This is a genomic window from Mycolicibacter virginiensis (assembly GCF_022374935.2).
GTDB classification, from domain to species: domain Bacteria; phylum Actinomycetota; class Actinomycetes; order Mycobacteriales; family Mycobacteriaceae; genus Mycobacterium; species Mycobacterium virginiense.
This window is the reverse complement of sequence record NZ_CP092430.2, coordinates 3,783,172-3,803,781: the sequence shown is the minus strand read 5'-3', so window position 1 is coordinate 3,803,781 and position 20,610 is coordinate 3,783,172. Positions and strand designations below refer to the sequence as shown.

Here is a 20,610-nt window from a genome sequence, read left to right as displayed (position 1 = left end):
CCGTCGGGCCTGTCGGAAGTCAGCTCAGCCTGCCGCGTCGACCTTCGGGGCGATCGAGCCGAGGATCTCCTGCGCCGCATTGGCCGGGATGCTGTTACCGCAGACATCGGCCTGCGCAACGACGTTGTTGCGGATGGTCAGGGCGTCCTGGCATGACCAGCCGGCGCCGCCCTCACTGATGGCGGTCGTCTTGACCAGCTCATCGGACTCGGTGACCTCGGTGACGGTCCAGAAAACGCGCGGCTCATTGTCGCCATTGGTCACAGTCATGTTGAGGGTGCGGCCGGCGCACCTTTTCCACTTGTCGCTCTGCTTCGCGTAGAAGGCCTGCGCGTTCTCCGCCCGTGGAAAGGCCGCCACCGATACCAACAGGCCGTGCTTCAGGTCGTGAGTGTCGATGTCGGGCGGGCTGTACCAGCGCTGCCAGCGGATCGCGGTCCAACCGGTCCCGGCGTAGACGGGCCCCGAGGCGACCGAACTGATGCCCTGGCAGTCCGCGTCCACCACGGTGACCTCATCCATCGCTTCGCCACTAGCCACGACACCGAGTTCGGGGTCGCCCACCGCCGCGGCGAGGTCTTCCTGGCGAGGCAGCAATCCCGCAATCTTGGCGGCCGGTACCGGTGACTTGTCAGAGGATGCCGATGCCGTCGCCGAGGTCTCCGTTTTTGAGGCGGGCCTGGCCGTGTCGTGCCGGCTACGCCCGGACAGTGTCACGGTGAGCACGATGCCGATCACCGCGACCACGGCGACCGTGGCTAAGACCGTCCAGATCTTGCGGCGATTGGGCCCTGGTGACCCCGGTGGGGGACCGCTGAGCCCAGGGGGCAGCAGCGGCGGCGGGAATGGTCCGCCTCCAACCGGCGGGATCGGCTGGTTCATAGGCGCGAAAGGGGGCTGGTGGTACGGATTGGGTGTCGGACCGTGCGGTTCGCTCATGAGGTGCCCCCACATCCCCTCGGGGCCGGTCACAGGCGGACCGGCCTCCACTGGCATGAGACGTTATCAGCGGTTGGGCTATCACGGTCTGCACTGACAATGCGAAGCTGCACGCCGTCGCAGGGGTGAGAATCGACGCGAACCGCTTGTGCCCGAGTCAGGCCGCCGCGTCGATCTTCGCGGTGATCGAGGCGAGGACCTTCTGTGCCGCATCGCCAGACGGGGTAAGGGCGCACAAATTCAGCTGCGTGATGATGTTGTTGCGCACCGCGGTCGTGAGCCCGCAGGACCAACCGGCACCGCCCTCACTTATCCCGGTGGTACTGAGTACACCGTGGTTTTCGGTGACCGCTCCTACGGTCCAGAAAGCGTCGGTTGGGTTCTCCAGGTTTGTTACCCGCATGTTGACGGTACGGTCAGAACACGACTGCCAGTCGGTGCGCTGTTTGTCGTAGTAGCTGCGGGCGGCTTGGGCAGAGGGGTAACTCACCACCGATGTCAACATCTGATGCTCCAGCTTCTCCGGTTTGGGTTCGGCGGGACTGTTCCAAATCTGCCAGCGGACGCTGGTCCAACCCGAGCCCGCATAGACCGGGCCCGCGGCGACGAAGCTCATCCCCTGGCATGATTTCTCCTCCACGACCCCGGGGAACATGCTTTCGCCTTTGTCCACAATGCCGATCCCAGGGTCGGCCGTCGCGTCGCGGACGACATCCGCGGCCGGCAGCAAGGTCTCGAGCACCGAGACGGGTACCGGCGCCCTGTCGCCGGAGCCAGACTCTGCGGTGGCATGCGCGTTCTCCTGCCGGTCGCGCCCGACGACGGTCACGCCGAGCACTACGGCGGTTACGGTCAGCACGATGACCAGCCCCAGCAGAGCCCAAATCAATCGGCGGCTGCGTTGCGGCGGTGGACCGGGTGGCCACGGCGGCGGGAACTGTCCGCCCAGCGGCGGCATGGGCCGGCTGGTGGGCGCAAATTGTGTTGGGTCGTACGGATTGGGAGTTGGACCGTGCGGTTCGCTCATCGGGGCACCCCCGTCCCGTCGGGGCCGGTCACAGGCGGACGGGCCTCACTGGCATGAGACGTTATCAGCGGTCGGTCTGTCCGTGTCTGCATCAACCATGCGACGCTGTACGCCGTGGCGGACGTCAGAACGCGCCTGGCCGCGGTGTGGCACTTCGTGCACACCGCGCCGCTGACCTACTTGTGGCTGGCGGTGCTGGGAGTCACCACCGTCATCCAGCACCTGGTCGGCCGGCGCCTGCACACCATGCTCGTCGAGCAATCCACCAACTTGCACCATCTGGCCACCGACCCGCTGGAGGTGCTGGTCTCCAGCCTGCTGTGGATCGACGGCAAGGACTGGTCGCCGTATCTGGTGCTGTTCACCCTGTTCCTGGCGCCGGCCGAACATTGGTTGGGCCACCTGCGTTGGCTGATGGTCGGATTGATCTCCCACGTCGGTGCCACCTACGTCAGCGAGGGTGCGCTGTATGCGCTGATCCACCTGCACCGGGAATCGGAGCGCCTCACCTACGCCCGCGACATCGGCGTCAGTTACTTCCTGGTCGGGGTGATGGCGGTGCTCACCTACCGGATACGTCGGCCGTGGCGCTGGGTTTACCTGGCCGGCCTGGTCGTCATCTTCACCGTGCCGCTGCTCATCAATCCCGACTTCACCGCGATCGGCCACGCCGCCGCCCTGGTGATCGGGTTGTGCTGTTACCCGCTGACTCATCCCCACCATCCGCTGCGACATCACCCGAGTAGCGCCGGCGGCCACTAGCCTGACAAGCGCGAGCAGCGCGAGGAGGGCAAGTGCGGCATTACTACAGCGTCGAGGTCATTCGCGCCGCCGAAGCACCGCTGTTGGCGAGCCTGCCCGACGGGGTGCTGATGCGCCGGGCCGCGTTCGGGCTGGCGACCGCGATCGCTGGGGAACTGGCCGCGCGAACCGGCGGGATAGCCGGGCGCAACCTGTGCGCGGTGGTGGGCTCCGGCGACAACGGCGGCGACGCGCTGTGGGCGGCCACTTTCCTACGCCGGCGCGGCGCGGCGGCCAGCGCCATCCTGCTCGACCCTGGGCGCGCCCACGCAAAAGGGCTCGCAGCCTTCAGACATGCCGGCGGCCGGATCGTCGACACCGCGCCGCCCGCAACGGATCTGGTGATCGACGGAGTGGTCGGCATCTCCGGGCGCGGCCCGCTGCGGCCGCACGCCGCCGAGATCTTCGCCGACGTCGATGCGCGAGGCATCCCGGTGGTGGCCGTCGACATCCCCAGCGGCCTGGACCCGCACACCGGCGCGGCGGACGGTCCCGCGGTGCACGCCGCGCTCACCGTCACCTTCGGTGGTCTCAAACCGGTGCACGCACTGGGGCAATGCGGACGGGTCGAGCTCGTCGAGATCGGCCTGGAGCTGCCGGACACCGACATTCACTCTGTGACCGCAGCCGACGTCGAGGCCTGCTGGCCGGCGCCCGGTCCCCGCGACGACAAATACACCCAGGGCGTCACCGGAATCCTGGCCGGCTCGGCAACCTACCCGGGCGCGGCGATCCTGTGCGCCGGGGCAGCGGTGGCCGCCACCTCCGGGATGGTGCGCTACGCCGGAAGCGCTGACGCCCAAGTGGTTTCGCACTGGCCGGAAGTGGTCGCCGCACCCAGTGCGGCGGCCGCCGGGAAGGTGCAGGCCTGGGCGGTCGGTCCGGGTCTGGGCACTGGCGAACAGGCTGCCGCCGCACTGTGGTTCGCGCTTGACACCGATCTGCCGGTGATCGTCGACGCCGATGCGCTCACCATCCTGGCCGCCCACCCAGCCCTGGTGGCCGAGCGCAACGCCCCAACGGTGCTGACCCCGCATGCCGGCGAATACGCCCGGTTGGCCGGGCACCCGCCCGGACCCGACCGGGTCGGCGCGGCGCGCGAGCTGGCCGACCGCTTCGGGGCCACCGTGCTGCTCAAGGGCAACGTCACCGTCATCGCGGATCCATCCGGCCCGGTCTATCTCAACCCGTCGGGCGGGTCCTGGGCGGCCACCGCGGGCTCCGGCGACGTGCTTTCCGGGATGATCGGCGCGCTGTTGGCATCGGGCCTGCCGCCCGCGCAAGCCGCTGCCGCCGCCGCGTTCGTACACACCCGCGCCGCCGCGGCCTCGGCCGCCGACCCCGGCCCCGGCGACACTCCGACGTCGGCGTCGCGCATCCTGGCCCACATCCGCACCGCCCTGGCCCAGCTATAGAGGAGAGTCGCAGTGACCCATTCCCACCCGTCCGTGCCGGCGCATGCCATCGCCCCGGCCTACACCGGCCGGATGTTCACCTCGCCGGTCCCGGCGCTGCGGTTGCCCGACGACCCGATGGACCCGCAGACCGCCTACCGCTTCATCCACGACGAGCTGATGCTCGACGGCAGCTCCCGGCTGAATCTGGCCACCTTCGTCACCACCTGGATGGACCCCGAAGCGTCGGCGCTGATGGCCGAGTCGTTCGACAAGAACATGATCGACAAGGACGAATACCCGGCCACCGCGGCCATTGAGCAGCGCTGCGTGTCCATGGTCGCCGACCTGTTCCACGCCGAGAACCTGCGCGACGACGACCCCGCCAGCGCGATCGGGGTGTCCACCGTCGGGTCCAGCGAGGCGGTGATGCTGGGCGGGCTGGCGATGAAGTGGCGCTGGCGCCAGCAGGTCGGTGACGACTGGAAGGGTCGCACTCCGAACCTGGTGATGGGCTCCAACGTCCAGGTGGTGTGGGAGAAGTTCTGCCGCTACTTCGACGTCGAACCCCGCTACCTGCCGATGGGCCAGGACCGCTACGTGATCACGCCCGAGCAGGTGATCGACGCCGTCGACGAGAACACCATCGGGGTGGTGGGCATCCTGGGCACCACCTACACCGGCGAGCTCGAACCCATCGAGGCGATCTGCGCGGCACTGGACAATCTGGCCGACGGCGGAGGGCCGGACGTGCCGGTGCACGTGGACGCCGCCAGCGGCGGATTCGTGGTGCCGTTCTTGCACCCGGGCCTCAAGTGGGATTTCCGGCTGCCGCGGGTGGTCTCGATCAACGTCAGCGGCCACAAGTACGGCCTGACCTATCCGGGCATCGGTTTCGTGGTGTGGCGCAGCGCCGACTACCTGCCCGAGGAGCTGGTGTTCCGGGTCAACTACCTGGGCGGGGACATGCCGACGTTCACGCTGAACTTCTCCCGGCCGGGCAACCAGGTCGTCGGCCAGTACTACAACTTCCTGAGGCTGGGCCGCGCCGGCTACACCGAGGTGATGCGGACCCTGTCCGACACCGCCCGCTGGTTGTCGCATCAGTTGGCCGCTTCGGAGCATTTCGAGGTGATCAGCGACGGTTCGGCGATCCCGGTGGTGAGCTGCCGGCTGGCCGGCGAGCGCGGCTACACCGAGTTCGACGTGTCCCACGAGTTGCGCACCTTCGGCTGGCAGGTGCCGGCCTACACCATGCCGGAGGGCGCCGAGGACGTCGCGGTGCTGCGCGTCGTGGTCCGCGAGGGGCTGTCGGCGGATCTTGCCCGGGCGCTTTTCGACGACATCATGAAATCGGTGACCGCGCTGGACCGGGTCAAGCCCGCGGGCCATTACGACGATCAGCAGCACTTTTCGCACTGATCAGGCGGGCGCTGCGGCCGAGTGTGTGTTCTCGGTCGCAAAACGGCTTTGAGGCCGATCAAACCGCACACTGGGCGATCCGGCGGGCCGTTTTGGGAGGTTCTGGGACAATCGAGGCTGACATGACTGCCATATCCCGAACGTCCGGCCTGCTCGCGCAAGCGCTGGTGGACCTGGACGCCATTGCCCACAACGTGCGGGTGCTGGACGAACACGCCGGCACCGCCGGGGTGATGGCTGTAGTCAAGGCAGACGGTTACGGCCACGGCGCGGTCCCAGTGGCCCGTGCGGCGCTGGCCGCCGGCGCAGCCGAACTCGGGGTGGCCACCGTCGACGAGGCCCTCAGCTTGCGGGCGGCCGGCATCACCGCACCCGTGCTGGCGTGGCTGCACGGGCCCCGCACCGACTTCGCTCCCGCGTTGGCCGCCGACGTACAGATCGCGGTTTCCTCGGTGTCGCAGCTGGACGAGCTGCTCGACGCGGTGGGACGTACCGGACGGACTGCGACCGTCACGGTCAAGGCCGACACCGGCATGAACCGCAACGGGGTGGGCGCCGCCGATTTCTTGGTACTGGTGAGCGCACTGCAGCGGGCTGTCGCCGACGACGCGATCCGGGTGCGCGGCCTGATGTCGCACCTGGCCTGCGCCGACGAGACGTCCAACCCGGTCAACGACGTTCAAGCCCAACGCTTTTCCGATCTTCTGAACGTGGCACGCGAGCAGGGTTTGAAGTTCCCGGTCGCTCACCTGGCCAACTCAGCCGGTGCCATGACCCGTCCCGATCTGGCGTTCGACATGGTTCGGCCCGGAATAGCGATGTATGGCCTGAGCCCGATCCCCGAACGTGGTGACATGGGCCTGATTCCGGCGATGACGCTGAAATCGCTTGTGGTGCTGGTTCGACCGATCAAAGCCGGGGAGGCGGTCTCTTACGGTCACACCTGGGTCGCCCCGGTCGACACCACCGTGGCGTTGGTGCCGATGGGCTACGCCGACGGAGTGTTCCGACCGCTGAGCGGACGGTTCGACGTGTTGATCAACGGCCGGCGTCGGCGCAGCGTGGGCCGAGTGTGCATGGACCAGTTCGTGGTCGATCTGGGCCCTGGCCCCGTCGACGTCACCGAGGGTGACGAGGTCATCCTGTTCGGGTCCGGAGCCGACGGCGAACCGTTGGCCCAGGATTGGGCCGACGCGTTGGGAACCATCCACTACGAGGTGGTCAACAGCCCGCGCGGGCGGGTCGCCCGGACATATCGGGGCGCCGATGGCGGGTAAGCGGCGAGCCGGCGGCTGGTTGGCGGGGATGGCAGGTCTGGCTGCCGTCGGCACCATCGCCGGAAGCACCATCGCCCGGTCGGTGACACGACGCACCACCGCCGATGACGCTTACGCCGACGAGGATTTCGAGATCCTCGACCACGACCACAGCTCGGTGGTGGTCACCGACGACGGTGTCGAACTGGCGGTGCGCGACACCGGTCCGCGTAACGCCCCGTTGACCGTGGTGTTCGCGCACGGATTCTGCCTGCGGATGGGCTCGTTCCACTTTCAGCGGGCGCGGCTGGCCGCCGAGTGGGGTGATCAGGTGCGCATGGTCTTCTACGACCAGCGCGGGCACGGCGATTCCAGTGTCGCCCCGCCGGGGACCTACACCGTGCCGCGACTCGGCCAGGATCTGGAGGCGGTGCTGCGGGCGGCCGTGCCGCGCGGCCCGATAGTGCTGGTCGGGCATTCGATGGGCGGCATGACGGTACTCGCGCACGCTCGGCAGTTTCCCCAGCGCTACGGCAGCCGGATCGTCGGTGCGGCGTTGATATCGTCGGCAGCCAAAGGTGTTTCGCGGTCCCCGCTGGGCCAGATACTGCGTAACCCGGCGCTGGAGGCCGTGCAGTTCAGTGTGCGCTACGCGCCGAAGTTGGTGCACCGCGGCCGCGGCGCGGCGCGTGGGGTGATCGCACCGATTCTGCGGGCCGCCTCCTACGGCACCGACCAGATCAGCCCGAGTGTGGTGGCCTACTCCGAGGAGATGATGCACTCCACCCCGGTCGCCACCATGGTGGGCTTTTTGCACGCCCTGGAAGTTCATGACGAGAGTGCCGCGCTGCCGACGCTGGCCAAGATCCCTACGCTGGTCGCCTGTGGCGACCAGGATCTGCTCACCCCGCCGGGGTACTCGCGGGCGATGGCGGCCACCTTGTGGGATTGTGAGCTGGTGATCGTGCCCGGGGCCGGGCATCTGGTGCAGTTGGAGGAACCCGATGTCATCGACGAGGCGCTGGTTCGACTGGTGGAGCGCGCCACCCCGCGCCGTGGCATGCTGACTCACCGGTTGCGCCGAAAGGCCGGGCGCAGTGGCTGATCCGCAGGAGGCGACCTTGGCCACCGCCGAGGACACCGTTGCGCTGGGAGCTCGGCTGGGTGAACAGCTGCGCGCCGGCGACGTGGTGGTGCTGTCGGGACCGCTGGGCGCCGGAAAAACCGTGTTGGCCAAGGGGATCGCAGCGGCACTCGATGTCGACGGTCCGGTGACCTCGCCGACGTACGTGTTGGCCCGCGAGCATCGGGCCCGCCGGCCCGACAGCCCGGCGATGATCCACGTCGACCTCTACCGGCTGCTCGACGAGTCGGGCCTGGACCTGCTGGCCGAGTTGGACTCGTTGGACCTGGACACTGAACTCGACGACGCCGTCGTCGTGGTGGAGTGGGGTGAAGGCCTGGCCGAGCGGCTCTCGGAACGGCACCTCGATGTTCGGCTGGACCGCGCCGCGGACTCCGAGATGCGCACTGCGACCTGGCGGTGGTGCGCGCCGTGACCGAAGTGATTCTGACCATCGACACCGCCACCCCGGCCGTCACGGCGGGCATTGTGGCCGCTGACCGGCGCACCGTGCTGGCCGAACGGGTCACCCCCGACGCCCGGGCTCACGCCGAGCGGCTGACCCCCAACGTGCTGGGGGCGTTGGCCGATGCCGGCGTGAGCATGGCCGATCTGACTGCGGTGGTAGTGGGTTGCGGGCCGGGACCGTTCACCGGCCTGCGGGTCGGGATGGCCAGTGCCGCCGCCTACGGTCACGCCCTAGGCATCCCGGTCTACGGCGTGTGCAGCCTGGACGCGATCGGTGTGCGCACCACGGGCCCGGTGCTGGTGGTCACCGACGCGCGCCGTCGGGAGGTCTACTGGGCGCGTTATCGCGACGGCGCCCGGGTCGCCGGCCCCGCGGTGTGTGCCCCGGCCGACGTCGACCCCGCCGATGCCGTCGCGGTCGCCGGCTCGCCCGCGCATACCGAGCTGTTCGACCTGCCGGTTCTCGCCATCACCTACCCGACTCCGGCCGGACTGGTTGCCGCAGTGCGGGATTGGAATACGACGCCGGAATCGCTGGTCCCGCTGTACCTGCGCCGCCCCGACGCCAAACCGGCGGCGACGGCCGCGGTGCCGGTGACGCTGGGCGCACTGGAGGACAGCGATGCGGTGCGCTGCGCCGAATTGGAAGCCCAACTGTTCGGCGGCGACGACCCATGGCCGGCCGAAGCGTTCAGCCGGGCGATCGCTGCGGGAGACAACCATTACGTCGCCGCCCGGATCGGCGATGCCGTGGTGGGCTACGGCGGAATCGCGCGGTTGGGGCGCACCGCACCGTTCGAATACGAAGTGCACACCATCGGGGTGGACAAGGCCCATCAGGGCCGCGGCATCGGGCGGCGGCTACTCACCGACCTGCTGGACTACGCCGACGGGGGCGTGGTGTACCTGGAGGTCCGGACCGACAACGCTCCGGCGATCGCGCTCTACCGCGACGTCGGCTTCGTCGAGACCGGACTGCGTAAGCGCTACTACCGCAATGGTGCCGACGCCTACACGATGCGACGGGAGGCTCAGTCGTGACACGCGCCGGCGACGATGCAGAGCGAAGCGATGAGGAGAAGTGGCGCGCATGACAATTGTCCTGGCCATCGAATCCTCCTGTGACGAAACAGGTGTCGGCATCACCCGTCTGGAAGCGGATGGCACTCTGACGCTGCTGGCCGACGAGGTGGCCTCCAGTGTGGAGGAGCACACCCGCTTCGGTGGGGTGGTGCCCGAGATCGCATCGCGGGCACACCTGGAGGCGTTGGGCCCCACCATGCGCCGGGCACTGGCGACGGCCGGGTTGGGAGGGGACCGCCGTCCGGACGCAGTGGCGGCCACCATCGGACCGGGACTGGCCGGGGCGCTACTGGTGGGCGCGGCCGCGGCCAAGGCCTACGCGGCGGCCTGGGGAGTGCCGTTCTACGCCGTCAACCACCTGGGCGGGCATCTCGCCGCCGACGTCTACGCGCACGGCCCGCTGCCGGAGTGCGTCGGCCTGCTGGTCTCCGGCGGCCACACTCATCTGCTGTACGTCCGGTCGCTGGGGGAGCCGATCGTCGAGCTGGGCAGCACCGTCGACGACGCCGCGGGGGAGGCCTACGACAAGGTGGCCCGGCTGCTCGGACTCGGCTACCCGGGTGGGCGAGTGCTCGATGAACTGGCCCGCACCGGCGACCGCGACGCGGTGGTGTTCCCGCGCGGAATGACCGGCCCCCGTGATGCCCCGTACACGTTCAGCTTCTCCGGGCTCAAGACCGCGGTAGCCCGCTACATCGAAAAGCACGGGGCGCAAGCCGCTTTCTCACCCGCCGACGTGGCGGCTGGCTTCCAGGAGTCGGTCGCCGACGTGCTGACCGCCAAGGCGGTGCGCGCGGCCACCGATCTCGGGGTCGGCACTCTGCTGATCGCCGGCGGGGTTGCTGCCAACTCCCGGTTGCGCGAGCTCGCGGAGCAACGCTGTGCAGCAGCGGGTTTGACCCTGCGCATCCCGCCGTTGCGGTTGTGCACCGACAACGGGGCGATGATCGCGTCGTTCGCGGCACACCTGATCGCCGCCGGCGCTGCGCCGTCGCCGCTGGATGTGGCCACCAACCCGGGCCTGCCGGTGGTGGCGGGCCAGGTCAGCTGACGCCGCTCCTCGTCGCGGCGAGCTAGGGGGCCCAGAGGTACGACGACGCGCGTTCGCGGCCGGCTCGCCACGATGCCGCGGAAGCACCGGGGTCCCCTTGAGTGCTAGCACTCTCATGTATAGAGTGCTAGGTGGCAGTCGGTCGGATTCTCGCTCGGCACCCGCGACGACGACGCGAGGGCTCGTACGAATGCCGAACACCTTAAGTAAGTACGTTCCGATGGGCTCGGCATCGGCCGGGTCGCATCCAGACAATGTGGAGGGCTCCAATCGTGGCGAGCGTGAACATCAAGCCACTCGAGGACAAGATCCTCGTTCAGGCCAACGAGGCCGAGACCACGACCGCTTCCGGTCTGGTCATTCCGGACACTGCCAAGGAGAAGCCGCAGGAAGGCACTGTCGTCGCCGTCGGCCCCGGCCGGTGGGACGAGAGTGGCAGCAAGCGGATCCCGCTGGACGTCGCTGAGGGTGACGTCGTCGTGTACAGCAAGTACGGCGGCACCGAGATCAAGTACGGCGGCCAGGAGTACCTGATCCTGTCCGCGCGCGACGTGCTGGCCATCGTCGGCAAGTAGCCACAAAGCAACCACCGTGCCCGCCCCGGAGATCCCCGTTTTACGGGTGATGTCCGGGGCGGCACGCGTAGAGAAAAGGGCTTAAACAGCTATGAGCAAGCAGATTGAGTTCAACGAGGCCGCGCGCCGGGCGATGGAAGCCGGCGTCAACAAGCTCGCCGACGCAGTCCGGGTGACGCTGGGTCCGCGCGGCCGCACGGTGGTGCTGGCCAAGTCCTTCGGCGGCCCGACGGTGACCATGGACGGTGTCACCGTGGCTCGCGACGTGGACCTGGAAGACCCGTTCGAGAACCTCGGCGCGCAGCTGGTGAAGTCGGTGGCCACCAAGACCAACGACGTGGCCGGCGACGGCACCACCACCGCCACCGTCCTGGCCCAGGCCATCATCTCCGGCGGGCTGCGCAACGTCGCGGCCGGCGCCAACCCGATCGCGCTGGGCAACGGCATCGCCAAGGCCGCCGACGCGGTCTCTGAGGCGCTGCTGGCCGCGGCCACCCCGGTCTCGGGCAAGGAATCGATCGCGCAGGTGGCCAACGTGTCCTCGCGTGACGAGGAGATCGGTGAGTTGGTCGGCGAGGCGATGACCAAGGTCGGCAGCGACGGCGTGGTCAGCGTGGAGGAGTCCTCGACGCTGTCTACCGAGCTGGAGATCACCGACGGTGTCGGCTTCGACAAGGGTTTCCTGTCGGCCTACTTCGTCACCGACTTCGACTCGCAGGAAGCCGTTCTCGAGGACGCGCTGATCCTGCTGCACCGCGACAAGATCAGCTCGCTGCCGGACCTGCTGCCGCTGCTGGAGAAGGTCGTCGAGGCGAACAAGCCGCTGCTGATCATCGCCGAGGACGTCGAGGGCGAGCCGCTGTCGACCCTGGTGGTCAACGCAATCCGCAAGACGCTCAAGGCGGTTGCCGTCAAGGCGCCCTACTTCGGTGACCGTCGCAAGGCGTTCCTGGAGGACCTCGCGATCGTCACTGGCGCCCAGGTGATCAACCCCGACGTCGGCCTGACACTGCGCGAGGCCGGCCTGGACGTGTTGGGCACGGCCCGCCGGGTGGTGGTCAGCAAGGACGACACCGTGATCGTCGACGGCGCCGGGACTGCCGAGGCCATCGCAGGACGGGTCAAGCAGCTGCGCGCCGAGATCGAGGCGACCGACTCCGACTGGGATCGCGAAAAGCTCGAGGAGCGGCTGGCGAAGTTGGCCGGCGGCGTGGCGGTGATCAAGGTCGGCGCAGCCACCGAGACCGCGCTCAAGGAGCGCAAGCACCGGGTCGAAGACGCGGTGGCGGCGGCCAAGGCTGCAGTGGAGGAGGGCATCGTCACTGGCGGTGGCGCGGCGCTGGTGCAGGCCCGTGCGGCGTTGTCGGGGCTGCAGTCCTCGCTGACCGGCGACGAGAAGCAGGGCGTGGAGGTGTTCGCCGCCGCGCTGAGCGCACCGCTGTACTGGATCGCCACCAACGCCGGCGTGGACGGTGCCGTGGTGACCAGCAAGGTCGCCGAGTTGCCGGCCGGGCAGGGCTTCAACGCCGCCACGCTGTCCTACGGTGACCTGGCTGCCGACGGTGTCATCGACCCGGTCAAGGTGACCCGGTCGGCGGTGCTCAACGCCGCGTCGGTGGCGCGGATGGTGCTGACCACCGAGACCGCTGTGGTCGACAAGCCCGTCGAGGTCGACGCGCACGCCGGCCACGGGCATCACGGGCACGCTCACTAGTCAGTCCGCACGAAAAGCACCCCCGGTCCCATTGGCGGGTTCACATGGTCGTCGCAACACTCTCGATTGAGAGGTTGCGGCGACCATGTCGTTTTTGGAGGACTGTGCGCGGTTCGGTGACCAGCTAGCGAAGTTGGTCGATGCTGGGGTTCCGGTTAAGGAGGCTGCGGTCGCGGTCGGCCTGTCCCGTGACCGGTGCTATGCGATTCTGCGGGCCATCGGCCGGCCGGCCGGGCAGGCCCGGGGTCCTGGCAAGCGTGGTGATCAGCGTGGGGTTGCCGATCGGGACATCATCGTGGCCGTATTCGACAAGACGGGCTCGATCAATCAGGCGGCAAAAGCCTGTCGGGTATCGCATTCGGTGGCGCGTCGAATATTGGTCGTCGAGGGTCTGGTCACCACCGAGAAGATCCCGCCGAAGGGCAAGGACGAGGCCAAACGTCGTTGCATGGAGCTGCTCGCGGCCGGCTGGTCAACCGCGCAGGCAGCTCGTGAGGTCGGTGTGAACGTACGGACCGCGCGGGACTGGCGCCAGGGGATTCGCCACGTCAACAACACGCGGATCTATCCCGATGGCCGGGTCGTGGACTACAACCACGGCACCGTCTACAAACAGCCTGTGACCAGTGTGACCTGCGATGACACCGGGCCGCCGGCGATTGACGGCCGGTATCTGTCGATCGAGGATCGGGTAGCGATCGCCGAGGGCCTGCTCGGGAGGGATTCGCTGCGGGCGATCGCCGACCGGATCGGCAAGAACGTCTCCACCGTCTCGCGGGAGGTCCGCAGACACAGCATTGATGGCCGATACCTGCCGTATCAGGCCGATCGTGTGGCAGTGGCGGCCCGGGCGCGGCCCAAGGGGTCCAAACTGGTGGTGAACACGGTCCTGCGGGAGGCGGTCGAGGAAGGCTTATCGCGCAAGCTCTCACCGGAGCAGATCTCGCGCCGCCTGCGCCGGGATCATCCCGACGACGAGAGCATGTGGGTGAGCCACGAAACGATCTACCAGGCCCTCTACTTCCAGGCCCGAGGTGGCTTGAAACGAGAAGTGCAGCAAGCACTTCGGACCGGACGAACGAGACGTAAACCGCACCGCAAAGACGGCGAACGCTATCAGCGGTTCACCGACCCGATGGTGATGATCAGCGACCGCCCCGCCGAAGTCGAAGACCGTGCGATCCCCGGGCATTGGGAAGGCGATCTGATCACCGGGGAGAAGAACCAGACCGCGATCGGCACCCTCGTCGAGCGAACGACGCGCTACACGATGCTGCTGCACCTACCGGGCGGGCATGACGCCGAGACCGTGCGCGATGCACTGATCGCAACTATGAGCACCCTGCCGGCACATCTGCGGGGGTCACTGACCTGGGACCAAGGCGCCGAGATGGCCGGGCACAAGCAGTTCAGCATGGCCACCGACATGGCCGTCTATTTCTGCGATCCGGCCAGCCCCTGGCAGCGTGGCAGCAACGAGAACACCAACGGACTGCTGCGGCAGTACTTCCCCAAAGGAACCGACCTGAGCATCTACGGACCCGAAGACCTCGAACACGTCGCCCAAGAGCTCAACAGCCGCCCACGCAAAACGCTCGGCTGGGATACCCCAGCCGAGCGCCTGCGTGATCTACTACTGGCCAACTAACCAGCAGTGTTGCGACGACCCCTAGAAACCGCCATTTGGGCCGGGGGTGTTTTCGTGTGTTCGGTTTTGGCGCCGATGCTTGACGCGCCGCCGCCCGCGGCGCAGTGTGATACACGTCATAAGACCACTGGTCACACCCGGTAAAAGGCGGCAGCTCATGACCACGAAGGACAAATACACGCAGGTTCCTGCGTCCGATTCCTGGCAGGTCCCCAGTGCCGGCGACGCGTGCTTCACCTGGGAGTACGACGACGGCCGGGCCCGGCTTCTGTCGCTGTACCAAAAGGGCAAGGACAAGCAGTGGGATGCCCAGTTGCGTATCGATTGGGACCAAGATGTCGACCCGATGAATCCGCTCGGGCTCCCTGACGACTTCCATCCCCTGTTCGGCAGCCCGATGTGGGACGCCGCAGACGACAAGCGTCGCGCCGAGATGCGCCAGCACCATCAGTCCTGGCAGTTCTCGCAGTTTCTGCACGGCGAGCAGGGGGCGATGGTGTGCGCGGCCAAGATCGTCGAGGTCGTTCCGGACCTGGACGCGAAGTTCTACGCGGCCACCCAAACCATGGACGAGGCCCGCCACGTCGAGGCGTTCTCACGGTTCTTGCAGGACAAGGCCGAGATGGTCTACCCGGTGAACAAGCACTTGACTGCGTTGTTGGGCGACACCCTGCGTGACTCTCGTTGGGATATGCCCTATCTGGGCATGCAAGTCCTCATCGAGGGGCTTGCGCTTGCCGCGTTCGGCGTGCTGCGTGACGTGTCGGCGGAGGGCTCGCTGGCCAAGCAGATATTGGCCTACGTCATGCAGGACGAGGCCCGCCACGTCGCGTTCGGTCGAATCTCCTTGAAGGACTACTACTCTGCGCTGACCGAGGCGGAGCGCGACGAGCGTGAAGAGTTCGTCGTGGACGCCTGCTACCTGATGCGCGACCGGTTCCGGGGCGAAGAGGTGTTTGAGACCCTCGGCCTGAACGTCACCGAGTGTGCGCAGTGGGTCGACGCGTCGCCGTTGATGACCCAGTTCCGCTCACACCTGTTCAGCCGCATTGTGCCGATCGTCAAGGACATCGGGTTGTGGGGGCCCAAGGTGCAGAAGGCGTTCCGGGACATGGGTGTGCTCGACATGGCCGGATTCAACATCGACGCGCTGATGAAAGCCGACGAGGACCAAGCCGAAGCCCTGGACCGGGCACACGCCGAGATGGCCGAGCGGGCCGTAGAGGTCAACGAGGTGATCGCGGCGGGCTCGAGCTAACCCAACGGGCTGGGCGCCAGCAGTCCGGCCGAAGCGAATTTCAGCCCGGCCCGCAGTTCGTCGAGCGAGATCGGGTCGTCGGACTCGATGTAGCGCATGGTCGTTGCCACGGCCATGTTGAAGAACAGCCAAGCCAGAGCGCTCGGGCTCAGTTCGTCGCGGTATTGGCTGCGGTAGTGACTCATGTGCAGTGTGGTCATGGCCAACAAGGTGGCGTTGAGCCCGGAGACGTTCTCGAACGCGCGCAGATGATCCGGCCGTTGGGCGAGGTAGCGAATCAGCCGACGGTTGGTGATCGTGTAGTCGATGAGGATGTCGATCGATGCTTCCATCGCTGAGGCCGGCCGGTCCAACGTGATCGCCCGCAGCATGTCCTCGATCGCGGGCGCCTGTTCGGCGGCCAGCCGCTCCACCGCGGCGTCGATGATCTGCTCCTTGTTCGCGAAGTACTGATAGATCGATCCCTTGCTGATATCCGCCTTCTCGGCGATCAGATTGGTGGTGATCTGCTCGGGCGGATGCCGATGCAGTAGCCACGCCGTCGACGTCACTATTTTTGCGACCATCTCACGGGAACGCGTCTGCTGTGGTGACTTGCGACGCCGTGAACTGGGGCTATGTGCGTTCACATGATCTCCTAACGCGACTTGTATGCGACCGTACGTGCACATTAGCGTCGGCGCCAGCATCAGATGGCAAGGGACGAAGGGGAAGCCGATGACTTCTACACCCGATCTCGAGGCTCACCAGCCCGCCCAGGATCTCGAGGAGATCGACGACCTCGAGCAGATCGAACTCATTCCGCCGGAATCGCTGACCGCCGAGCACACCGGACGATGGACCTTCCTGATCCTGGAGGGCGCGGCGTTCATGATGCAGGCCATGCATCCGGTCATCGCCGAGGTCACCGGCCGCTACTCCGCGGCCTTCCACGGTGACCCGGGCGGCCGGGCGATCCGGTCGGTCGACTCGGTGCTGCGCTGGACCTATGGCGGAACCGAGGCCAAAGCCGAAGGTGATCGTGTTCGCGCACTGCACAAGCCGATCACCATGAAAAGTGCCGAAACCGGCAAGCAGATCAGCGCGCTGCACCCGGAGTCCTATCAGTGGGTGATCGCCACCGGCTACATCATCAATGCCCAGGCGGGGCGTTTGATGATCGGCCGCGAATTCACCGGCGCCGAAAAGGAAGAACTGCTGCGCGACAACCGCCGGCTGGCTCGACTGCTGCACGTGCCGATGCGTGGTTATCCCGAGTCGCAGCAGGAGATGGCCGACTACTACGAGCGGATGGTCGACACCCTGCGTGGTACGCCGCAGGCGCTGCAGTTGATCGCCGATCTACAGTCCGGAAAGGTCGAGCTGCCGCCCACGGTGCCGAAACTGTTGGCGCCGCTGGTGCAAGGCGCGCTACGACCGGCCCTGCGGTTCAACTATCTGTCGGTGGTCGGGCTGCTGGACCCGCGGCTCCGGGAGAAGCTCGGTGTCACCTGGAGCGCCGACGAGGAACGCCAGCTCACCCGCATCTACACCGCCATTCGGATCGCCTACCGGGTGCTGCCCGACCGGCTCACCTATTTCCCGCTGGCCTACCACGCCCGCAAGCACCACCAGTGCCTGGAGAAGATGAAGCAGCGCCAGGAGAAGTCGTTTGCCTACCACCTGCCGAAGGGCTCGGGATAACTCAGATCCAGCGAATCCATTGCATCGGTTATCAATTCATTTTTCGGCTCAGTGGTGAGCAGTCAGCGATTGTGATTAGCCGCCGCGTAGAACGGGTATGAATCTCCCGCGGCGCTGACCGGGGCGGCGCTAAGGGTGTCGAAAAGGAGATCACCATGAACGCAGTGGCGGCCACCGAATTCCTGGCCCGTTCCACAACGTTGACCAGTGTGGGGTGGATCGGCTACATCGTGATCGGCGCTATTGCCGGCTGGATCGCGGGTATGGCCATGAAGACCAAATATGGGCTGCTCGCCGACGTCGTCGTGGGTGTCGTCGGAGCGTTGATCGGCGGATTCCTGCTCAGCTTCGTCGTCGACACGGCGAGCGGCGGCTGGTGGTTCACCTTGTTCACCGCAATCCTGGGTGCGATGATCCTGCTCTGGCTGCTGCGCCTCTTCGGGCGCGAGGCGTAAGGGGTGACGAGGATGAAAAGCGTTGTGTTTGCCGCCCTTGCGCTGGGGGTGCTGCTTTCCAGTGGGTGCTCGGCCTCGCAGGTGATCAACACCGGCGGCGACACCAAGTGCCAGGATTTCGTCGACCAGGACGAGAAGAAGCAGGACGACGAAATCACCAAGATGCTCAAAGACAAGAGCGGTGCCGACCCATCGAGTCTGGAGATCTCGGCGACCCGTCTGTCGGTGTCGACCTACTGCAAGACGCTGGGCAAGCCGGACAGCAAGATATCCGAGGCGCCGCACGGCTGAGGGCGCAGCGCAGTTCGGGCCGGATAATTCCGGCTGAGCTCAGTACGAATTGGTGAACAGCAGCACCAGCGAGTCCCACAGGCTCTGGAGCGGATCGCTGTTTGCGACCCCGTTGAACAACAGCGCGTTGAGCCAGGCGTCGAAGCCGTTGATGTCGTCGTCGTTGATGTTGACGTAGGTCAGCAGGCCATCGGTGATGGTGGTGGCGTCGGCGATCTGCTCTGGGGTCAGACCCAAGTACTCCACGTGCGGCCCGAAGATGTTCAGCAGCGCGCCCCACAGGCCGTTTTCGGCGTAGGAGTCCACGAAGTTGGCCACCGGGTCGGTGGGCAGGCTGTAGATGGTGGTGGGGTACAGGTCATTCGGGGTAGAGCTGCCGATGCTGTCATCCATACCGGTGAAGCTGAGGAAGGCGTCGGTGAACTGGGTGCCCAGTGTCGCGTCCATGGCAGCTTCCAGGTGTTGCCAGACGCCGTCCGGGTTGGAGGGATTGCCGATGAATACGAAATGCAGTGCATCGCTGGGGATTCCGTACGCGGCGAGTTGGGCCATGGCCATCGACCCGGCGGTGGCGCTCTGCGAGTAGCCGAAGATTGTCAGCGGGTGGTCGGCGTCGAATGCTCCTGGGTTTGCGTCGAATTCCTTCTCCACGGCCAGGACGAGCGCTGTTGCGTCGGCAAGGCTGCTCTGCTGGAACAGCTCGGGTGTCGTCAGCACCTGTAGCGGGGCACTGCACGGGTCGGTGCCGTCCATGTGGCAGACCATCGAGCCGGTCGAGCCGCCGTTGAAGCCCAGCGCGTTGAGGTACAGCTCTTCTGCGGAGCGTGCATACTCCGGTGACGGCGTCGGCTGGCCGGTTCCGCCGAGGATCAGTGCGGTCTGGCTGCCAGCAAGGGGACCGGTGGTGGCCAGCAGGGCCGCCTCGGCGAGCAGGATCCCGACGGGTTGGATGATCGCCGCGCCGGACGCAGCGAGAACCATGCCGACGGTGGCCAGGCGGCCGACAGTTTTAGCACTTCTGCCCCTGCGCAGTATCACCTGAGCCATGAGAACCCCCCGCTGTGTATGGCATATGAATATCACATTCTCATTTTTGAAGTCTAATATTCTCACCGCTGCGAGAAGGAGAATCCCATGGATCAACAGACCTACGACCGCGGTCGGGAGATCCGCACCGAGGTGCTGGGCAGTGCCTATGTCGCCAACGCCGAGCACGGAGACGACTTCTCGAAACCGTTCCAGGACCTGGTCACGGAGTATTGCTGGGGCGCGGTATGGGGGCGTGACGGCCTGTCGCACAAGATCCGCAGCATGCTCAACCTGGCCATGATCGCGACGCTCAACCGGCCCAACGAACTGCGCACCCACGTCAAGGGCGCGCTCACCAACGGCGTCACACGTGACGAGATCCGCGAGGTCTTCATGCAGGTGGCGATCTACGCCGGCGTCCCGGCCGCGGTGGACAGCTTCCGGATCGCTCGTGAGGTGTTCGTCGAGTACGAGAAGCAGCAGTGATCGGCTTCATCGGCCTAGGCAACATGGGGTCTCCCATGGCCAGTCGGCTGGTCGATGCCGGCCACGAGCTGGTGGTCTGCGACAGCCGTCGTGAAGTGGTCGAGCGCGCAATGGGGTTCGGCGCACAGGGCACGTCTTCGCCGCGGGAGGTCGCCGATCGTGCCGAGATCGTGTTGGCCAGTCTGCCGTCACCACAGGCGTCGGCGGCGGTGACCGACGAGGTGGCCGCCGGCACGAAGGTCACGCTGTTCATCGACCTGTCGACGGTGGGAAGTGCAGTGGCGCAGCGCAATCACGTCACTCTGGCTGCCAACGGGATCGCGGCGCTGGACGCACCGGTCAGTGGCGGCGTCGGCGGGGCCAAGCAGGGCACCCTGGCCATCATGGTGTCGGGGCCGCGGGCAGCGTTCGAGACCGCCGGGCCGGTGTTGCGCGAACTCGGACGCCCGTTCTTCGTCGACGAGAAGCCCGGTACGGCACAGACGATGAAACTGGTGAACAACCTGATGGCGGCCACCACACTGGCCGCCACCGCCGAGGTCATGGTGATGGGCGTCAAGGCCGGCCTCGATCCGCAGGTGATGCTCGACGTACTCAATGCCGGCTCGGGAGGAACACACGCCAGCCGAGACAAGTTCCCCAAAGCCGTGCTGCCGCGCACCTTCGACTACGGGTTCGCCACCGGCCTGATGGTCAAGGACATCCGGCTCTACCTCGACGAAGCGCAAGTGCTCGGCCTGCCGCGGGAACTGGCCGACACAGTGGCCGCCATGTGGGAGTCCACGCTGCGGGAACGGGGCCCCGAGTCCGACTTCACCTCCATCGTCAAAGTGTTGGAGAAAGCCGCGGGCGTCACCGTGGAGGCGATCAGTAGAAGTCGTTGAAGAACGGCAGCGCAGAGTCGAAC

General features: G+C 66.9%; 21 protein-coding genes. 17 read left to right on the top strand and 4 right to left on the bottom strand.

The genetic code is table 11. The annotated features are described in order from the left end of the window. Window positions 1-24: 24 nt before the first annotated feature. Both MJO54_RS18490 and MJO54_RS18485 read right to left on the bottom strand, forming a co-directional pair. Entirely contained in the window at window positions 25-882 is an 858-nt protein-coding gene (locus MJO54_RS18490; protein WP_259602748.1) for a sensor domain-containing protein, read from the bottom strand. 214 nt (window positions 883-1,096) lie between these two features. Beyond that, a complete protein-coding gene (locus MJO54_RS18485; protein WP_082108355.1) occupies window positions 1,097-1,966 on the bottom strand; it encodes a sensor domain-containing protein in 870 nt (289 codons plus the stop codon). 114 nt (window positions 1,967-2,080) lie between these two features. Here MJO54_RS18485 and MJO54_RS18480 point away from each other — a divergent pair, with 114 nt between their 5' ends. The 12 genes from MJO54_RS18480 (at window position 2,081) to MJO54_RS18425 (ending at window position 15,759) form a co-directional block, all read left to right on the top strand. Continuing rightward, entirely contained in the window at window positions 2,081-2,728 is a 648-nt protein-coding gene (locus tag MJO54_RS18480; protein WP_046285578.1) for a rhomboid-like protein, read from the top strand. 32 nt (window positions 2,729-2,760) lie between these two features. Continuing rightward, window positions 2,761-4,182, top strand: a complete 1,422-nt coding sequence (locus tag MJO54_RS18475; RefSeq protein WP_046285577.1) for an NAD(P)H-hydrate dehydratase — start codon at window positions 2,761-2,763, stop codon at window positions 4,180-4,182. Window positions 4,183-4,194: 12 nt separating this feature from the next. Next, a complete protein-coding gene (gad, locus tag MJO54_RS18470; RefSeq protein WP_046285576.1) occupies window positions 4,195-5,583 on the top strand; it encodes a glutamate decarboxylase in 1,389 nt (462 codons plus the stop codon). 122 nt (window positions 5,584-5,705) lie between these two features. Further along, window positions 5,706-6,860: an alanine racemase gene (alr, locus tag MJO54_RS18465; protein ID WP_082108457.1), complete on the top strand. Its 1,155-nt coding sequence runs from the start codon at window positions 5,706-5,708 to the stop codon at window positions 6,858-6,860. After that, window positions 6,850-7,944, top strand: coding sequence for an alpha/beta fold hydrolase (locus tag MJO54_RS18460; protein WP_046286726.1), 1,095 nt, complete (start codon window positions 6,850-6,852; stop codon window positions 7,942-7,944). The genes alr and MJO54_RS18460 overlap by 11 nt, the downstream gene beginning before the upstream one ends. Next, window positions 7,937-8,398 carry a tRNA (adenosine(37)-N6)-threonylcarbamoyltransferase complex ATPase subunit type 1 TsaE gene (tsaE, locus tag MJO54_RS18455; protein ID WP_046286725.1) on the top strand — a complete coding sequence of 154 codons (462 nt, stop codon included), beginning with the start codon at window positions 7,937-7,939 and terminating at the stop codon, window positions 8,396-8,398. The genes MJO54_RS18460 and tsaE overlap by 8 nt, the downstream gene beginning before the upstream one ends. Continuing rightward, window positions 8,395-9,471: a bifunctional tRNA (adenosine(37)-N6)-threonylcarbamoyltransferase complex dimerization subunit type 1 TsaB/ribosomal protein alanine acetyltransferase RimI gene (locus MJO54_RS18450; RefSeq protein WP_046286728.1), complete on the top strand. Its 1,077-nt coding sequence runs from the start codon at window positions 8,395-8,397 to the stop codon at window positions 9,469-9,471. Before tsaE ends, MJO54_RS18450 begins: the two co-directional genes overlap by 4 nt. A gap of 49 nt (window positions 9,472-9,520) precedes the next feature. Then, the gene (gene tsaD, locus MJO54_RS18445; protein WP_046286724.1) at window positions 9,521-10,564 is read left to right on the top strand and encodes a tRNA (adenosine(37)-N6)-threonylcarbamoyltransferase complex transferase subunit TsaD; all 1,044 of its coding nucleotides are present in this window, start codon (window positions 9,521-9,523) and stop codon (window positions 10,562-10,564) included. Window positions 10,565-10,836: 272 nt separating this feature from the next. Beyond that, a complete protein-coding gene (gene groES / locus MJO54_RS18440; RefSeq protein ID WP_046286723.1) occupies window positions 10,837-11,139 on the top strand; it encodes a co-chaperone GroES in 303 nt (100 codons plus the stop codon). A 91-nt stretch (window positions 11,140-11,230) separates the two neighbouring features. Continuing rightward, a complete protein-coding gene (gene groL / locus MJO54_RS18435) occupies window positions 11,231-12,853 on the top strand; it encodes a chaperonin GroEL (protein ID WP_046286722.1) in 1,623 nt (540 codons plus the stop codon). Between the two features lie 448 nt (window positions 12,854-13,301). Further along, window positions 13,302-14,501 carry an IS30 family transposase gene (locus MJO54_RS18430; protein WP_165604537.1) on the top strand — a complete coding sequence of 400 codons (1,200 nt, stop codon included), beginning with the start codon at window positions 13,302-13,304 and terminating at the stop codon, window positions 14,499-14,501. Window positions 14,502-14,658: 157 nt separating this feature from the next. Next, window positions 14,659-15,759: a ferritin-like domain-containing protein gene (locus MJO54_RS18425; protein ID WP_046285243.1), complete on the top strand. Its 1,101-nt coding sequence runs from the start codon at window positions 14,659-14,661 to the stop codon at window positions 15,757-15,759. On the opposite strand, the gene MJO54_RS18420 is transcribed toward MJO54_RS18425, so the two are convergent. Continuing rightward, complete coding sequence (locus tag MJO54_RS18420) at window positions 15,756-16,325, bottom strand: TetR/AcrR family transcriptional regulator (protein ID WP_064890247.1); 570 nt, start codon at window positions 16,323-16,325, stop codon at window positions 15,756-15,758. The two genes, MJO54_RS18425 and MJO54_RS18420, sit on opposite strands and share 4 nt — an antisense overlap. A gap of 151 nt (window positions 16,326-16,476) precedes the next feature. On the opposite strand from MJO54_RS18420, the gene MJO54_RS18415 reads away from it, so the two are divergent. The 3 genes from MJO54_RS18415 to MJO54_RS18405 all read left to right on the top strand — a co-directional run bounded on the left by MJO54_RS18415 (window position 16,477) and on the right by MJO54_RS18405 (window position 18,188). Continuing rightward, window positions 16,477-17,442, top strand: a complete 966-nt coding sequence (locus tag MJO54_RS18415; RefSeq protein ID WP_065152951.1) for an oxygenase MpaB family protein — start codon at window positions 16,477-16,479, stop codon at window positions 17,440-17,442. A 155-nt stretch (window positions 17,443-17,597) separates the two neighbouring features. Continuing rightward, window positions 17,598-17,897: a GlsB/YeaQ/YmgE family stress response membrane protein gene (locus MJO54_RS18410; protein ID WP_064890243.1), complete on the top strand. Its 300-nt coding sequence runs from the start codon at window positions 17,598-17,600 to the stop codon at window positions 17,895-17,897. A 12-nt stretch (window positions 17,898-17,909) separates the two neighbouring features. Further along, window positions 17,910-18,188 (top strand): hypothetical protein, encoded by a 279-nt coding sequence (locus MJO54_RS18405; RefSeq protein WP_046285239.1) that lies wholly within the window; start codon window positions 17,910-17,912, stop codon window positions 18,186-18,188. A gap of 39 nt (window positions 18,189-18,227) precedes the next feature. Here MJO54_RS18405 and MJO54_RS18400 read toward each other — a convergent pair whose 3' ends face one another. Next, the gene (locus MJO54_RS18400) at window positions 18,228-19,169 is read right to left on the bottom strand and encodes a PE-PPE domain-containing protein (RefSeq protein ID WP_064890241.1); all 942 of its coding nucleotides are present in this window, start codon (window positions 19,167-19,169) and stop codon (window positions 18,228-18,230) included. A gap of 153 nt (window positions 19,170-19,322) precedes the next feature. Here MJO54_RS18400 and MJO54_RS18395 point away from each other — a divergent pair, with 153 nt between their 5' ends. Both MJO54_RS18395 and MJO54_RS18390 read left to right on the top strand, forming a co-directional pair. Then, complete coding sequence (locus MJO54_RS18395; protein WP_046285237.1) at window positions 19,323-19,703, top strand: carboxymuconolactone decarboxylase family protein; 381 nt, start codon at window positions 19,323-19,325, stop codon at window positions 19,701-19,703. A gap of 35 nt (window positions 19,704-19,738) precedes the next feature. Continuing rightward, window positions 19,739-20,587 carry an NAD(P)-dependent oxidoreductase gene (locus MJO54_RS18390; protein ID WP_434085414.1) on the top strand — a complete coding sequence of 283 codons (849 nt, stop codon included), beginning with the start codon at window positions 19,739-19,741 and terminating at the stop codon, window positions 20,585-20,587. Window positions 20,588-20,610 lie beyond the last annotated feature (23 nt).

Excerpts from the sequence above, each read along its gene's own strand:
- tsaD (WP_046286724.1), top strand. The coding sequence starts at position 9,521 with ATGACAATTGTCCTGGCCATCGAATCCTCCTGTGACGAAACAGGTGTC.
- MJO54_RS18460 (WP_046286726.1), top strand. The coding sequence starts at position 6,850 with ATGGCGGGTAAGCGGCGAGCCGGCGGCTGGTTGGCGGGGATGGCAGGT.
- MJO54_RS18395 (WP_046285237.1), top strand. The coding sequence starts at position 19,323 with ATGGATCAACAGACCTACGACCGCGGTCGGGAGATCCGCACCGAGGTG.
- MJO54_RS18415 (WP_065152951.1), top strand. The coding sequence starts at position 16,477 with ATGACTTCTACACCCGATCTCGAGGCTCACCAGCCCGCCCAGGATCTC.
- groL (WP_046286722.1), top strand. The coding sequence starts at position 11,231 with ATGAGCAAGCAGATTGAGTTCAACGAGGCCGCGCGCCGGGCGATGGAA.
- alr (WP_082108457.1), top strand. The coding sequence starts at position 5,706 with ATGACTGCCATATCCCGAACGTCCGGCCTGCTCGCGCAAGCGCTGGTG.
- MJO54_RS18410 (WP_064890243.1), top strand. The coding sequence starts at position 17,598 with ATGAACGCAGTGGCGGCCACCGAATTCCTGGCCCGTTCCACAACGTTG.
- MJO54_RS18420 (WP_064890247.1), bottom strand. The coding sequence starts at position 16,325 with ATGGTCGCAAAAATAGTGACGTCGACGGCGTGGCTACTGCATCGGCAT.
- MJO54_RS18400 (WP_064890241.1), bottom strand. The coding sequence starts at position 19,169 with ATGGTTCTCGCTGCGTCCGGCGCGGCGATCATCCAACCCGTCGGGATC.
- MJO54_RS18430 (WP_165604537.1), top strand. The coding sequence starts at position 13,302 with ATGGAGCTGCTCGCGGCCGGCTGGTCAACCGCGCAGGCAGCTCGTGAG.
- MJO54_RS18485 (WP_082108355.1), bottom strand. The coding sequence starts at position 1,966 with ATGAGCGAACCGCACGGTCCAACTCCCAATCCGTACGACCCAACACAA.
- MJO54_RS18490 (WP_259602748.1), bottom strand. The coding sequence starts at position 882 with ATGAACCAGCCGATCCCGCCGGTTGGAGGCGGACCATTCCCGCCGCCG.
- MJO54_RS18405 (WP_046285239.1), top strand. The coding sequence starts at position 17,910 with ATGAAAAGCGTTGTGTTTGCCGCCCTTGCGCTGGGGGTGCTGCTTTCC.
- MJO54_RS18390 (WP_434085414.1), top strand. The coding sequence starts at position 19,739 with ATGGCCAGTCGGCTGGTCGATGCCGGCCACGAGCTGGTGGTCTGCGAC.
- MJO54_RS18425 (WP_046285243.1), top strand. The coding sequence starts at position 14,659 with ATGACCACGAAGGACAAATACACGCAGGTTCCTGCGTCCGATTCCTGG.